Annotated in this window: 12 protein-coding genes; 4 read left to right on the top strand and 8 right to left on the bottom strand. The window is 48.9% G+C overall.

The features are described from left to right. Positions 1–105: 105 nt before the first annotated feature. From PO881_RS21095 to PO881_RS21070, 6 genes are all read right to left on the bottom strand, one after another. Positions 106–1,182 carry a glycosyltransferase family 9 protein gene (locus PO881_RS21095; RefSeq protein ID WP_280173267.1) on the bottom strand — a complete coding sequence of 359 codons (1,077 nt, stop codon included), beginning with the start codon at positions 1,180–1,182 and terminating at the stop codon, positions 106–108. 256 nt (positions 1,183–1,438) lie between these two features. Continuing rightward, positions 1,439–2,524, bottom strand: a complete 1,086-nt coding sequence (ugpC, locus tag PO881_RS21090) for a sn-glycerol-3-phosphate ABC transporter ATP-binding protein UgpC (RefSeq protein ID WP_280173266.1) — start codon at positions 2,522–2,524, stop codon at positions 1,439–1,441. Between the two features lie 3 nt (positions 2,525–2,527). Beyond that, the gene (locus tag PO881_RS21085) at positions 2,528–3,472 is read right to left on the bottom strand and encodes a carbohydrate kinase family protein (protein WP_210080442.1); all 945 of its coding nucleotides are present in this window, start codon (positions 3,470–3,472) and stop codon (positions 2,528–2,530) included. Continuing rightward, entirely contained in the window at positions 3,472–4,311 is an 840-nt protein-coding gene (locus PO881_RS21080; protein ID WP_064739810.1) for a carbohydrate ABC transporter permease, read from the bottom strand. The genes PO881_RS21085 and PO881_RS21080 overlap by 1 nt, the downstream gene beginning before the upstream one ends. Beyond that, on the bottom strand, positions 4,301–5,209 hold the full coding sequence (locus tag PO881_RS21075) for a sugar ABC transporter permease (protein ID WP_280173265.1): 909 nt from the start codon (positions 5,207–5,209) through the stop codon (positions 4,301–4,303). The genes PO881_RS21080 and PO881_RS21075 overlap by 11 nt, the downstream gene beginning before the upstream one ends. 9 nt (positions 5,210–5,218) lie before the next feature. Then, a complete protein-coding gene (locus PO881_RS21070) occupies positions 5,219–6,466 on the bottom strand; it encodes an extracellular solute-binding protein (RefSeq protein ID WP_137387206.1) in 1,248 nt (415 codons plus the stop codon). Between the two features lie 799 nt (positions 6,467–7,265). On the opposite strand from PO881_RS21070, the gene PO881_RS21065 reads away from it, so the two are divergent. From PO881_RS21065 to PO881_RS21050, 4 genes are all read left to right on the top strand, one after another. Then, positions 7,266–7,703 (top strand): VOC family protein, encoded by a 438-nt coding sequence (locus tag PO881_RS21065; RefSeq protein WP_280173264.1) that lies wholly within the window; start codon positions 7,266–7,268, stop codon positions 7,701–7,703. An 871-nt stretch (positions 7,704–8,574) separates the two neighbouring features. After that, positions 8,575–9,381 (top strand): hypothetical protein, encoded by an 807-nt coding sequence (locus PO881_RS21060; protein ID WP_280173263.1) that lies wholly within the window; start codon positions 8,575–8,577, stop codon positions 9,379–9,381. A 75-nt stretch (positions 9,382–9,456) separates the two neighbouring features. Then, a complete protein-coding gene (locus PO881_RS21055) occupies positions 9,457–10,368 on the top strand; it encodes a phytanoyl-CoA dioxygenase family protein (RefSeq protein ID WP_280173262.1) in 912 nt (303 codons plus the stop codon). Between the two features lie 51 nt (positions 10,369–10,419). Next, a complete protein-coding gene (locus PO881_RS21050) occupies positions 10,420–11,058 on the top strand; it encodes a LysE family translocator (RefSeq protein WP_210080058.1) in 639 nt (212 codons plus the stop codon). Between the two features lie 419 nt (positions 11,059–11,477). On the opposite strand, the gene PO881_RS21045 is transcribed toward PO881_RS21050, so the two are convergent. Further along, positions 11,478–12,251: a (S)-acetoin forming diacetyl reductase gene (locus PO881_RS21045; RefSeq protein WP_280173261.1), complete on the bottom strand. Its 774-nt coding sequence runs from the start codon at positions 12,249–12,251 to the stop codon at positions 11,478–11,480. Between the two features lie 16 nt (positions 12,252–12,267). After that, the gene (gene alsS / locus PO881_RS21040) at positions 12,268–13,947 is read right to left on the bottom strand and encodes an acetolactate synthase AlsS (protein WP_192413392.1); all 1,680 of its coding nucleotides are present in this window, start codon (positions 13,945–13,947) and stop codon (positions 12,268–12,270) included. Positions 13,948–13,953: the final 6 nt, after the last annotated feature.

Here is a 13,953-nt window from a genome sequence, read left to right as displayed (position 1 = left end):
GCTTAAGGAATGAGTGTTCGCCAATATCGTTGTTATGCATGTGATTAACTATATTTCGCCACCCAGTGTTGGGTGGCTTTTTTTCATGAGAGATGATGAAAGTGTTTACGGGAGCTTAAGCATACTTGCTGCCCGGATTGCAGTCTCAACTGCCGGAAAAATTGTGTTGATTGAACAATGACTAATGTAATCATTTTCAACCACTATCTGATTACCCTGAGGATAATTTGGTGCCCAGGTTTTATAGCCGATCAAGCCGGTATCCTTGAGCTTCCTCTTATTATAAAGTGCCACTAATGGACGATTTAGCGCGTTAGCAATGTGGACGATGGAAGTATCCGTACTCACTACCGCGTCAGAGATGCGGACAATTTCAACTGCAGTATTTATGGTACTTTCTGACACAATTAAAGCACCATGCGCACTGAATGAACGTACTTTGTTGCTCTGCCCGATCACTACAACTTTTATCTCCGGATTAATCGAGTGAATAAAGTAGATGAGAGAGATGACCTGTTCTTCGGAGAAATCTTTATCCGTGGCGCCAGAGAAAGGATTCACAGAAACGACAATATCGCTATCTGTAATTCGAAGGGCATTCTTGACTCTGTTTTGTTCTTTAACACAGCGCCCGAGTTGATAATGAAATGAGGTTTCGTGGATATTGAACAGTGCCAGCACCCGCTTATGGCGTTCAGTGATATGCTTCTCGGCATCAAGATAACGGATGGATGCATTATAAATACCCGGAAGATTTTTATTAAAGCCAACATGGTGGCTACGTCTCATCAGCCATGCCAACTTCAGACGTTCATAATCCTGAACATCGTCAAAATCGATGACAACATCAAATTTCTGAGCGTGTAACAGGTCAAGTGACATCCGATTTTTATATTGAATAACCTGATCAAAATAGTCGCAGTTATGAAGCAGTTGCCCGCATACCGGACCAGTGAGCACTGAGACTCTGTAACCTTTTTCTGCGAGTTTAAATGCAGTCCCAGTCGTCACGACCATGTCCCCAATTTTATCATCGAGGCGAAGGATCAATATCTTACGTGCATTAACTGGTGCAAAAGCATCTCGGGTGCGTATAGTCCGGATAAGACACAATAACGCTGCTTTTTTTATTTTCCTAAACAGGTTGTTTTTATTTCTATTAATCGTTTTCAGAAACCGCATAACAATACCCGTACATATGAAAAGGCCACATTGAAAAATTTAAAAGAGGAAACGATGCGGCAAGAATGGTCATAGGGAGCCTATGTTACCGGTTTCAGTGATTAAAAAAAATCTTTCTGACAGCTCACGAGAACATCCTATTCAGCGCAATGTACGCACTCCAATACGGAAACTAACGATTGGGCGAATAGGATGCTCATGCGCCCCCTAAACAGCAATGACAATCTTAAGGGCCTTTTCTGGCCTGAGCACCGACTTAAAGCGACTCAACCAACCTTAATCCCGTCTCCGCATCAAACAGATGAATCTTCTCGGGGTTGAAGCCGAGCATAATGCTCTCGCCGCTCACCGCCGTGTGGCGACCGGCAATCTGCATATGCAACGGCTGACCGTGCCATTCGAGATGCAACAATGTGGATTCGCCGGTGATCTCCACCACTTTCACCAATGCTGCGGCGTTGCTGCTGGCTTCCAGCAGATCGTGCGGGCGCACCCCTAGCGTCACGGCTGCGCCAGCACGTTCGCGCGCCGCCGCTTGCCAACGCGCGGGCAACGGCTGCCACAGATCCTGGCACTGCACGCCGGGCACGCCATCGCGGGCGATCAGCTGTGCCGGTAACAGGTTCATCGGCGGTGAGCCGATAAAGCGTGCGACAAAGGTATCCGCCGGACGGTCGTAAATCGCCAGCGGCGCGCCTTGCTGCACGATGCGGCCATCCTTCATCACCACAATTTGATCGGCCAGCGTCATCGCCTCAACCTGATCGTGCGTCACATAAACCATGGTGGTTTTGAAACGCTGATGCAGCGATTTGATCTCGGCGCGTAGCTCCATACGCAGCTGCGCATCGAGGTTCGACAGCGGCTCATCGAACAGGAACACTTTGGGATTTCGCACCATCGCGCGGCCCATCGCCACGCGTTGACGCTGTCCGCCTGACAGTGCACGCGGATAGCGTTGCAGCAGCTTATCGATGCCAAGAATTCCGGCGATGCGCGCAATTTTAGTGTGCTGCTCCTCGCGCTTCACCCTCTTCACCTGCATGTGGAACGCCAGATTCTCCGCCACGGTTAAGTGCGGATAGAGCGCATAGCTCTGAAAGACCATGGCGATATCGCGATCGGCTGGATCGCGGTCGTTGATTTGCACTTTATCCATCAGGATCGCGCCATCCGACAAGCTCTCCAACCCGGCCAGCAAGCGCAACAGCGTCGATTTTCCGCAGCCGGATGGGCCAACCAGCACGGTAAAACTGCCGTCAGGAATGGTGAGATCGAGCGGGTGCAGCACCGACTGTTTTGCGTAGCGTTTGGCCACTTTTACGAGTTCAACACTGGCCATAATTTAAAACTCCTGGGAAAGTTGCAGTTGATGCCAGTCGGGGTAACGACGCGGCAAGGTGCTGATAGCCAGTGACGCCACCGAAATCCCCCATTGCAAAGCCGTGGTGAGATCTTGCTGATGCAGCAGGGCGGTGAGAAATCCGGCGTTGAAACTGTCGCCCGCGCCGATGGTATCCACCACCGTGACCGGACGTGCAGGCTGACTTACTGAGTTATCTGCCTGCCAGCAGCGCGCGCCCTGCGGGCCGCATTTCACCACGCAGCCGCCGCGTCCGCTTAGCTGTTGCGCCAGCATTTGCGCGCTGGCGGGCAAGTCGTCTGACGCCGCCAATCCCAGCGTTTCCACTTCATTGAGCAACAGCCAGTCGCACAGCGGCAGCCAATGCGTGACCTGCTGACGCACTTCGTTTGTCCAGCCCTGCGGCGGCCAGCCGGTATCGACGGCGGTGACAAAGCCGCGCTGCTGTAGCTCGGCGAGCAGCGCCGGATAGTCGTCATACAAATGCAGACACAAAAAGGTGCCGCACAGCAGCACGATATCGCCGTCAGACGCGGTAGCCGGCAGTTGATCCAGCACATCCTGCGCGGTGAGTTGCACGATATGGCCGAGATTACTCAGGAAAGAGCGTTCGTGATCCGAATGCGTCACGCCAACGGTAAGCGAGGTTTCGCAGCTGTAGCGCGTCCAGTGCGCAGCGCTGTGCGGAAAATGACTCGCCAGCCAGGCGCTCAGGCCATCATTGCCCTGATTGGCGACCGCGCGATGGCGCACCTGCATCGCTTCCAGCGCCAGCGCGCAGTTGCCCGCCGAGCCGCCTGGACGCAGTTCGCTGTGATTCAGCATCACTTCAGTGCCGCGCTGCGGCCAGTTATCCAGCGTGCCCATGATCAAATCGACATTAATGTTACCCACCACATACAGCGTGGCGGTGAGTTTCTGCTCCATCATCCTTTGCTCCCGCCACTGGCAAGGCCGCTAACCAGCGTCTTCTGCAGCCAGATGGCAATAAACAGCGGTGGCACCGACGCCAGAATGCCAACGGCAGCGATTAAGCCATCATCGGTGGCGCGTCCGGCGGTAAATCCGGCAATGGTGACCGGTAAGGTTTGTGCGGCGATATTGCTGGTAAACAGCAGCGCATAGAAAAATTCGTCCCACGCCAGCAGCCAGCCAAACAGTGCGGCGGCCCCCAACACCGGCTTCGCCAGCGGCAGCGTAATGCGTAACAGCACTTGCCAGACGCGCAGGCCGTCGAGCCGCGCCGCCTGCTCAATATCCTGCGGCAGCGTATCGAACTGGTTTTTCAGCATCCAGGTAAGGAACGGCAGAATCAGCGAGCAGTAAACAATGATCAATCCGGGCCGCGTGTTGAGCAGATCGAACTGCTGCAACAGGAAGTAGAGCGGCAACACGAATGCCACCGGCGGCACCATATAGATGGCAAGTGAGGCAAACAGCCAGCCGTCGCGCCCGCGGTAGCGCGAGAAGCTGAACGCCGCCGGAATGGCCAGCAGTAAGCAGATGATTGTCGCGCCGGTGGCCACTAAAAGGCTGTTGCCGAGTGCATGCAGAAACAGTACGCCCGGCTGGCCCGGCTCCAGCGACAGCAGCTTGCCATAGCGGGTGAAATCCCACTGGCGCGGCAGCCACTCCAGCGGTACGCGGGTGAGATCGCTGGCGGCGCTGACGCTCATTAAAAACAGCCAGCCCATCGGCGCTAACACCGAGAACGCCACCAGCAGCGCGGCGGCGTATTTACCGACATGGCGCAATTTAACCTTCATGAGCGCTTCCTTTGCGGCGCTGCCGCCACAGTAACAACATGTAAAGCGTGATCAGCACCGCGCACAGCAAGGTCATCAACATCGCGTAGGCCGCGCCGCTGCCGGCACGCAGGTAGCTAAACGACTCCTGATACACGTAAAAACTCAGGGTTTTGGTGCTATCGACCGGACCGCCGCGCGTCATTACGTAGATGATGTCGAAAATTTTGAAGGCGTCGATGGTGCGCAGCACCAGCGCCACGCTGAGCGGGCCAACAATCGCCGGGAAGGTGATGGCACGAAAACGCCGCCACGCTGATGCGCCATCCAATCGTGCGGCTTCAAACAGATCGTCGGGGATCGATTGCAACGCCGCCAGCACCAGTAAGGTCACCAGCGGATAGTTTTTCCAGATATCGGCGAACATCACCGCGTTGAGCGCCGAATCCGGCGAACCCAGCCAGCTGCGATAGCCATCAATGATCCCTAACTGCGTCAGCAGGGCGTTGATGCTGCCGTAATCCGGGTTGAAATTCAGACGCCACATCATGGCGTTAACGATGGTCGGCAGCGCCCACGGCAAAATCACCAGCACGCGCAGCACGTTGCGACCGGCGAATTTCTGGTTCAGCAACAGCGCTACCAGCACGCCGATCACGCCTTCAATTGCCACCGACACCACGGTGAAATAGAGCGTGCGCCATAGCGAACTGCGGAAATCCGCATCGGTGATGGCGAACAGATAATTTTCAAAGCCAATCCAGCCCGGCGCTTCACCGCTGCCGATCAGGGCGGCATCGGTGAAACTCAGCCAGATGGTGCGTAACAGCGGCCATGCGGTGAGCAACAGCATCACCAACAACATGGGTGCCAGCAGCACCCATGCCTGCCATTGTTCGCGTTGACGCAAACTCAGCATTGTTGCCCCTTAGCGCAGACGCGCCGCACTCTTATCTACCGCTTGCAGCGCGGCATCTGGCGTTGCGCTGCCCACCAGCACCTGCTGCAACTGCTGCTGCAGCGTGTTGGAGAGACGCGAATAGTCAGCCGTTTCCGGACGCGACAGCATCACGTTAAGCGATTTATCCGCCGCCGCGATCAGGCTTTCCTGGTTTTTCAGCACCGCCGGATCCTGATACGAGCTTTTCCAGATCGGCAGACTCAGCGTGGCGTATTGGTTCTGTACCGGCTGTGAAGTCATGTAGCGGATGTATTGCCATGCCTGATCCGCATGCGTGCTGCCTTTAGTGATGCCAAGGCCCATCGAACCGTTTACCGCACCGAATTTGCCCGGCGCATCGCCTGGCGCGGGAACGATGCCCACCTGGCCGGCGACCTTACTTTGTTTAGGATCGTTGGCCATGTTGTACATGTAGGTCCAGTTGAGCGCGAAAGCTGCATCGCCATTGGAGAAGGCTTTACGCACATCCTCTTCCAAATATTCGCGTGAAGCCGGATTGCTCAATCCTTCATCCAGCGAGCTTTTCATCAGCTTCACCGCTTGCAGCGAGGCCGGGGAGGAGAAATCGAGTTTGTCGTTGTTATAGAACTTGCCACCGAAACCTGATACCAGCGTGGTGTAATCGCACACCAGCGCTTCCGCCTGCGACCAGCTCCACACCAGCGGATATTTCACGATGTTTTTCTGCTTGATGATGCGCGCGTCATCCATCACCTGCTGCCAGGTTTGCGGCGGGGTGGTGATACCGGCTTTTTCCAGCATCGCTTTGTTGTAATAAAGATATTTGGTATCGAGGATCCACGGCATGCCGAGGGTTTTGCCTTTGAACTCAACGGTGTTCATTGCGCCGGAGAAAATCTGGCCTTTTTCATCAGCGCTGATGCGGCTGCTGACGTCCTGCAACAGATCGAACTTAGTGAATTCTGCCGGCCAGATGGCGTCGAACAGCACCACATCGTAGCCGTTACCGCCCGCGCCACGCGCCGCAACAATTTTGTCATGCAGCGCTTCGTACGGCACAAACTCAAGATTAACCTGCACGTCTGGGTGCGTTTTCTGAAACGCCTGCGTCATGGCGCGGATATCATTTTCGCTATACGCCGCCTGCGTCATAAACAATGCATTCAATGTGGTTGCCGCTGCCGCGCTGCCTACGCTGGCTAACAGCACCGCTGCAAAACATCCTTTTATGACTGGGTTGAATCGGATTTTCATGGTGTTTTCCGCCTTAATGCAAAAAGAGGGTGTTTTATTAAATCAATTTGATGGATTTAATAACGCGCACAGGTTGTCAGGTTGCTGCGGCTGACATCGGTTAGCTAAAGCAATTGACGTGCCAGGGCATAAATCTCGTTTGCCGCTGGACACTACTTTGCACAGATTTTCGCCGCTGTCAGGTAAACAGATTGTAAAATGTGTGGCCGATCATAGATATTCATGTGGTTTTAAAAAGGAGGACAGTTGTGAAAAGTGCCGATCAGCTTTTTGCCGAATGCATTGTTTAGGTGCAGTTGCGTTGGGGCTTGCTGCATGAAAGCGCATCTCTTAACGGCGAAATGCCGTTATCAGTAGCTGGTTAGGATGAGATTTTCGGCTGATAATACAGCCAAAAGCGGACGTCAAAATGATGACGGCTTAGGTAGTTCTGTCACATCAAACATAACACCACATCTTGAACCTAAGCACCATCTGCTGCTGGCGTTCCCTGGTGAAAAACCAGAATTCACTGTCCTTCCTCCGAACTTAAAGCAACCTGAGCTTTTCCAGAAGCATTCTGCTTATCCTCAAGTGATCCTACCGTATGCTCTCTTCTAACATAATAGTGCTTCACTGAATTGCCGCAGCCCTTCTTTGCGATTGGAAATTAGAGACAGCTTCGAGCGAAAAGAGGATATTCGCAATTTATCGATAAAAGATGCAGGCTTGTAAAACGTTCGCGCATTTATGGTGTAGAAATAAAGCAGGCTTTTTATATAGTTGGCTGATGAACTTTCAAAAATCAGTAGGTAATCACATGATCTTAAGTGTCAATCACGTTGGTTTTTCAGTTAAAAATATTGAAGACTCATTATTATTCTGGACTCAGATTCTTGGCGGTAAATTATTACGTGAAGGAAAAATGTCTGGGCCTATAATCGATGAGGTTACAGGTGCAAGGGGAGCTGATGTACGGATGGCTTTGCTTGAACTGGCTGATATCCGAATTGAATTACTCCAATACAATAACATTGAGCAGCCAGAAGAACCTTCAGCGCCCTATATCCCAGGCTACGCTCACCTTGCTTTTATGGTTGAGGATCTTGATACGCTCTTAGGCAAAGTATCGGACTACGGTTGGAAGACGCCGGGTAAACCTCAAACAGTGTCGTCAGGACCCATGCAGGGTACCAGAGTAATATATTTACAAAGTCCTGATGGTCAGACGCTTGAATTGATGGAACGCCGCCAATGAGACCCACATATTATTAGCTGTTATCCTTTAATTAAAACCGTGATGTTTGCAAAGCCCGCTTAGTGAAAAGAGTGGACGACGCCAAGCCCAATGTCCTCTTTGAGCGAGCAGCGGATGTTACTTCAGGTTTAGGGCAGGGCTAGGGGGTTAAGATCTGATTGTTCACTTTGCAATGTTGATAAAAAGTTCTTTACTTTTGTGAATAAGTTTCCGCACATATTGATGTGCAGAACTCCTGTCTGTGCTATCGATTCAGCCTCGCAACTAAAGTGAACAAATCAGCAATTCTGGTAAACCTCGACTAACCGTTAATGGATGTGACTTTAGCCTGACGGCAGGATCACAGCTGTCTGGTTAGATGGATTTAGATGATTAATTGATTTGGTTCTATTTTATCCAGATGGTCTGTACAGACTTAAATTCAATCCATCATAAGTATTTTGATGGTGGTTAAAAAAATAAAGATAAACATTGTTAATAATTCTATTCTTTTCATAACTAACTCTTCTTTAATACTGATTGGTTTCACTGCATTTCTATTTTCGTATTAATAATGACATAGTGGAATATTGTCGTAAATTAGTCACAGAGCTATGTTCGGAAAAAGATATATATATTTTATGATTGGATTTGATTTAGATTGATTTATGATCAATTTGGTTAATTTAACTGAATTGATTGCCTCAGGTAGAGATTTATATGTTAGCGGAATTCAAAAGCCCCAAAAACAGTGTGTTTTTTAAGCGTTGTAAGTCAAATTCGATGTTATTTATATAAATATCATATAGTTATAAGTTTAGTGACATGTAAATTCAATGCAGTTAAAGTAAATGCAATGTAAATATCTGGTTGCAAATTGAGCATTTGTGGAATGAATCTACGACAAAAATGGATATCAATTATCTCTTTCTTGGCACTAAACCCTTCACTTTTATTACATGTTTGTGAGGGTGGGGCTAGATCCAAATCCACCTCTGGTGAAAGCTGGTTAAAATTAAAGCGCATTAAGAATGTGAATGGCGATAATAATTTAAATAACTTCCCTCATACTCTTATTAGCTTATGCCTAAGGCATAAAGCCTCTAATCATATGTTGTTTTTGAAAGTCAAAAAATCCATAAATCTACAGATTTTTGATAGACTACTTGAAGCATCGATTTGTATTGATGAATTCAATTTACATTCTGGATTGCACATATATGGAAATCATGAAAAATACTACGCGTTGAAAAAACTCTGGCTCAATTCTGGAGAGATGTACCACAACGCATTAATTACCTTGCTAGAAATGCGAGATGTTAAATCCTACCTAAACAGCAGTGACGATATTGGCATTGGTTGTGATTGTCCTCAAGACGTGCTTTTCATTGAGGCCGATTATGAAGAGTATTTTTATCAATTAGTCGGCATCATCGCTGCGCAAAAATTAACAATGCCGCTTTTGATTGAAAAGGTAATGCAAGGAGCGCTACGGCTTGGAATAAAAAATAAAAAAATTCTGATGATTTATGAAAAAATAAAAAATAATATTGATTATTCAGATGGGTGGATTCAAGAAGAACTTATTCCATTATTAGGTAACAAAATAAAAAATAAGAAAGCTGTTATGCTCGGAGCTTCAATTTATTTAGATGCGCGAGCTGATTATTATGATGCGCTGCTGAATATTACAAATTAATCATCAAAGGGAAAAGTTTTATCTCAACCTAATGGTTGTTCTTGCCCTAATGGGCTTTAAAAATGGAGTAGTGAAGTGATTAATAAAAAGTTCAGCTTAACGAAAGATCAAATTTCTGATTTTCAAGAGAAAGGTTTCCTTTTGTTAAAAGGTTTTTATTCTCCAGAGTTTGTTAGTTATATCAAGTCAACTATTGGTCAGTACATTGATAAACCTACTGATAAGTATCAGACCGGGTTCAGTCGATTAGCTTTTGACATGTACGATGGCGATGAGGTAGTGATTGGTCTGTTGAAAGATCAAGCATTTAAGAAGGCAATGAAAGACCTGACTGGAAGGAATATGTTTTATGCACAAGCATTATCTTTTGAGCTTGAAAAGCTCAAAAATAAAGGCTTTCCATGGCATATCGGTACACAGAGTTTTGGCTACCATCATGCTGAAGATTTTGGATGCACGATCTGGGCTCCTTTAGTTAATATTAATCCAAAAGGGCAACGTGGGGGTATGGCTTACGTACCAAAAAATCGCGTAAACGGTGACTATCTTTACAGTCATATAGATCCCTCCGTGTTCAGTATGCTGCAGCAAAAAATTGACGCGAATGAGAATCCTACTACAGACGATTTCGTTCAGTGGCGTGATGGTCCTCTTAACGATAACGCACAGATGGCTATTCTTAATCACTTTGGAGTAGAGGATGAATTTGAAGTAGGAGATGCGCTTATTTTTGACAAATACGTTATCCATCGAAGCATAATGCTTGGCGAAGGAGAGGTAGATATCCGTGCAGCGTTTGTTATGCGTTTCTTCTGCTCTGAAAGCACATATGATGCCAAACGAGCCAGCGATTTGGAAATCCCAAGAAATTACTTTAAGTATGCAGGTCCAACAAAATTCCACTTGGAAGTAGCTAAGAATGAGGGCGATCGCCTTGTTGACAGCGCTCTATTTGCCGGGCAGGAATACAGAGATCTTTCAATCTAATCGATTAACCGCGGGGGGGGGGAATGCCCCCCATTTATGCAGGGCAAGTTTATGTCTCAGATTTACCTTTACATCTTAATTGCCAGCTTAACCATAGCGAGCCCGGGACCGGGTGTATTGCTCACGTTAACGAATACACTTAATTACAGTTTACGTAGTGCCTTAGCTGGAATTATTGGTGTGGCAGCAGGTATGGGTGTGATTTCTATTATTGCAGCTAGCAGCTTGGGAATAATTATAACAACTTCTCAGTTTGCGTTGATTGTGGTCAAAATTGTAGGTGCTGCTTATCTTGCCTATCTGGGCGTTAAGCTGTTTCGTTCTACTCCAAAAAAAATGAGTGAATCTGGAAGTGAGAGTATTTTAATTCTTCCATCAAAATCATCAAGGTTTCGTCAGGGTTTTTTTGTTTCTTTGCTTAATCCAAAACCCATCGTGTTTTTCATGGCGCTATTCCCTCAGTTTATAAACGCTGAAAAGCCTTTTATCAGCCAGTTCTGTATTCTTTCTATGATTTTTTGTGTGTTGGTGGTTATTATCCACTTCATATATGGTGCTTCGGCTAGTTCAGTGAAGAAAAAACTGGCCACTGGTAAAGCCTTTTCATATCTAAATAAGACTGGTGGTAGTGTGTTTATGGTTTTTGCTATTGGCCTAATAGTCTCTGTTATTACACCATATTTTCATTGAGTGCTGGTGTTGAATAAAGGTGGCCAAAGTTGTTGTGGCCGCCTTTACTTTCTGAAGACGTATGTTCTTAAGCAGAGAAGGTGACATTTTTATCCTGGCACGAGAAAACATTATCAAAATACACGTTTGTACAGTGGGTAGGGTTCACCGATGCTCAAGACGAAGCAGCGCTCCAGAATATTTACGTTTTAGGCGTTACTGTTAGCGCGGCATAATTATTTTCATAGTCAATGTGTAAGTATCCTGCATGATTTAGGCATTCAATATCAAATACTCATTAGTGCTTTAACTTCCGCTTTTGGCACAGAAGTGCCTTTGGCGAATATATGTCCACTGTGGGCGAAACCCGATATATGCGGGCAACAGTGCATAATTAATAGCTTACCCACACGGCAGTATGGGTAAGCACGATCCGCGAATCAGTTGAATACCATTCCGCCGTCGATAAGTAGTGATTGGCCGGTCATGTAGTCGGAATCCGGTCCCGCCAGAAATGCGACGCATGCGGCCACATCTTCCGGTTCAGACAGCCGGCCCAAAGTAATACGTTTTGCAAATTCCTGCGTCCCAAAGCCAGCCGGTTTACCCGCCGCTTGTGAAATTTGCCTGTCGATCGATTCCCACATGGGGGTTTTGACAATACCCGGACAGAAGGCATTGACCGTAATGCCTTTCGACGCAAGATCTTTAGCCGCTGTCTGCGTCAGCCCGCGAACGGCAAATTTGCTGGAGCTATAAACTGCCAGCTCCGGATTGCCAACATGTCCTGCCTGAGAGCAGGCATTAATGATTTTGCCACCGTGATTTTCCGCGGAAAAAGCGCTAATCGCCGCCTGCATTCCCCAAATCACACCCTTAACGTTGACGTTATAAACCTTATCAACAATCTCCTCGGTGATATCGGTAATCGGTGTTGATGGCGCAATACCGGCGTTGTTCACAATGACGTTGAAATCACCCAGCGCATGGCGCGCTTCTTCAACGGCGTGAAAAACGTTATCGCGTTGGGTGACATCAACCTGCAGTGCGATGGCCTTTCCTCCTGATGTGACAATCTCATCAGCGACATGCTGCGCCGTTTCAAGATTGAAATCCGCGATGGCTACGGAAAAGCCGTCTTTTGCCAGGCGTAAGGCAATGGCTGCGCCAATGCCCTGTCCGGCGCCGGTTACAAATGCGACTCTGTTTTTCATAATCATATCCTTTCAATTAGAGAATTTGACTCAGGTGTAACTGACTCATCAGTAGCGGGTTATCGCTGTAGTCGACCGGAATTGCGACCACAGCGGGGCCGCTGACATCCATTGCTTTGCGCAATGTTGGCTCAAGTTCTGCCGCACTGTTAACGGAGAAGCCGGCTGCGCCAAAGGCTTCGGCATAGGCTTTAAAATCCACCGGACCGAAACTGACGCCTGAAATGCGCTGATACTTTTTCTCTTCCTGCATGGCGACCATGTTGTAGGCGTTATCAACCCAAATGATGTGCAGGATATTGGCCTTCAGCCTGACGGCAGTTTCCAGTTCCATGCTTGATTGCAAAAATCCGCCGTCCCCGGACACCGATACCACCTTGCGTGAAGGATCAACCAGCCAGGCACCAATAGCCCAAGGTAGGGCGACACCCATGGTCTGTTGACCATTAGAGATCATGATTTGGCGCGCACGGAAGCTATACAGATAGCGCGCTATCCAGATATGAAAGCTTCCCATATCAACGGTAAGGCTGATGTCAGAGTTAATGATGTCTTGCATCGCATGCACGATACGCAGGGGATGCAGCGCAAATTGATTTAAACTGGCACCTTGCATCGCCAGTAATTGGCGTTGCTGCTGGCGGTCTTCCAGTACAGCGGCCGCAGCGTGACTTAGCGTTAATGGTGAGAGGATACGGGCGGCAATCTTGCATACGGTCTGCGCAATGTCGCCTACCAGTTCAGCGTCGGGCTGGTAGCGGTTATCCGTATCAGCCGGTAGCACATCAATATGTACCAGGATGGCTTTGCCGCTGTTCCACATTGCCGGCTCATACTCAACCGGGCTATAACCGATAGTGATGATCAGGTCCGCCTGCTGTAATAACCGGTCTCCTGCCTGGTTGTTAAATAATCCAACCCGTCCGGCAAACCTTGAGAAGTGCTCCTGTCTGACTGCGCCTGCAGCCTGGTAAGTACTGGTCACGGGGATCTGGCTTTTTGACAGCAGTTCATGGATTGCGGCGCTGTTTTCTGGTTGGCTGGCCATCAGGCCCAGCAGGATGACCGGATTTTTTGCCCGGCTGATTTCCTGGCTGACAGCCTCAATTAGGGCATCGGGGGCCGCGCCCAACTTAACGTGTCCACTATTTTGCAAAGGGCTGCCGGAAACCGGCTGATCAACAATATCCTGCGGCAGGCTGATAAAGGCACCTCCACCGCGTCCGTTTTCTGCATAACGAAATGCGTTAGAGACACATTCGGTCAGCGCGGAGGGGGCGGTGACCTCAACAGCATATTTCGTTACCGGACGAAACATCGACACGGTATCCAGGCTCTGGTGAACCTGTTTGGCGCTATCCGATCGTTTCACCGCTCCGCCAATAGCCACCACCGGATCGCCTTCGCTGGTGGCGGTTGCCATGCCGGTAACCAGATTCGAGCAGCCTGGTCCGGAGGTCACAAGTGCAACACCGGCATGTCCCGTAAGTCGGCCTACCGCTGCGGCCATAAAGGCAGCATTTGCCTCATGCCTGACAGGGATGAGTTGAATGGGAGAATCCACTAATGAATCAAACACTTTGTCGATTTTGGCTCCGGGGATGCCAAACACGTGGTTTACGCCTTGTGCTTCAAGCTGCGCGACCACGAGATCCGCGCCGCTGTTCCAGTGAGTGTGGGTTTTTAACGTTTTCATATTGCC

This window comes from Pantoea sp. SS70 (assembly GCF_029866845.1).
GTDB lineage: Bacteria > Pseudomonadota > Gammaproteobacteria > Enterobacterales > Enterobacteriaceae > Pantoea > Pantoea leporis.
This window is presented reverse-complemented; position numbering and strand designations above follow the sequence as displayed.

What these genes read in the sequence shown, in the direction of transcription:
- PO881_RS21095 (WP_280173267.1), bottom strand. Translation starts at nt 1,182, where the DNA reads ATGCGGTTTCTGAAAACGATTAATAGAAATAAAAACAACCTGTTTAGG.
- PO881_RS21065 (WP_280173264.1), top strand. Translation starts at nt 7,266, where the DNA reads ATGATCTTAAGTGTCAATCACGTTGGTTTTTCAGTTAAAAATATTGAA.
- PO881_RS21085 (WP_210080442.1), bottom strand. Translation starts at nt 3,472, where the DNA reads ATGGAGCAGAAACTCACCGCCACGCTGTATGTGGTGGGTAACATTAAT.
- PO881_RS21075 (WP_280173265.1), bottom strand. Translation starts at nt 5,209, where the DNA reads ATGCTGAGTTTGCGTCAACGCGAACAATGGCAGGCATGGGTGCTGCTG.
- PO881_RS21050 (WP_210080058.1), top strand. Translation starts at nt 10,420, where the DNA reads ATGTCTCAGATTTACCTTTACATCTTAATTGCCAGCTTAACCATAGCG.
- alsS (WP_192413392.1), bottom strand. Translation starts at nt 13,947, where the DNA reads ATGAAAACGTTAAAAACCCACACTCACTGGAACAGCGGCGCGGATCTC.
- PO881_RS21080 (WP_064739810.1), bottom strand. Translation starts at nt 4,311, where the DNA reads ATGAAGGTTAAATTGCGCCATGTCGGTAAATACGCCGCCGCGCTGCTG.
- ugpC (WP_280173266.1), bottom strand. Translation starts at nt 2,524, where the DNA reads ATGGCCAGTGTTGAACTCGTAAAAGTGGCCAAACGCTACGCAAAACAG.
- PO881_RS21060 (WP_280173263.1), top strand. Translation starts at nt 8,575, where the DNA reads ATGAATCTACGACAAAAATGGATATCAATTATCTCTTTCTTGGCACTA.
- PO881_RS21045 (WP_280173261.1), bottom strand. Translation starts at nt 12,251, where the DNA reads ATGAAAAACAGAGTCGCATTTGTAACCGGCGCCGGACAGGGCATTGGC.
- PO881_RS21070 (WP_137387206.1), bottom strand. Translation starts at nt 6,466, where the DNA reads ATGAAAATCCGATTCAACCCAGTCATAAAAGGATGTTTTGCAGCGGTG.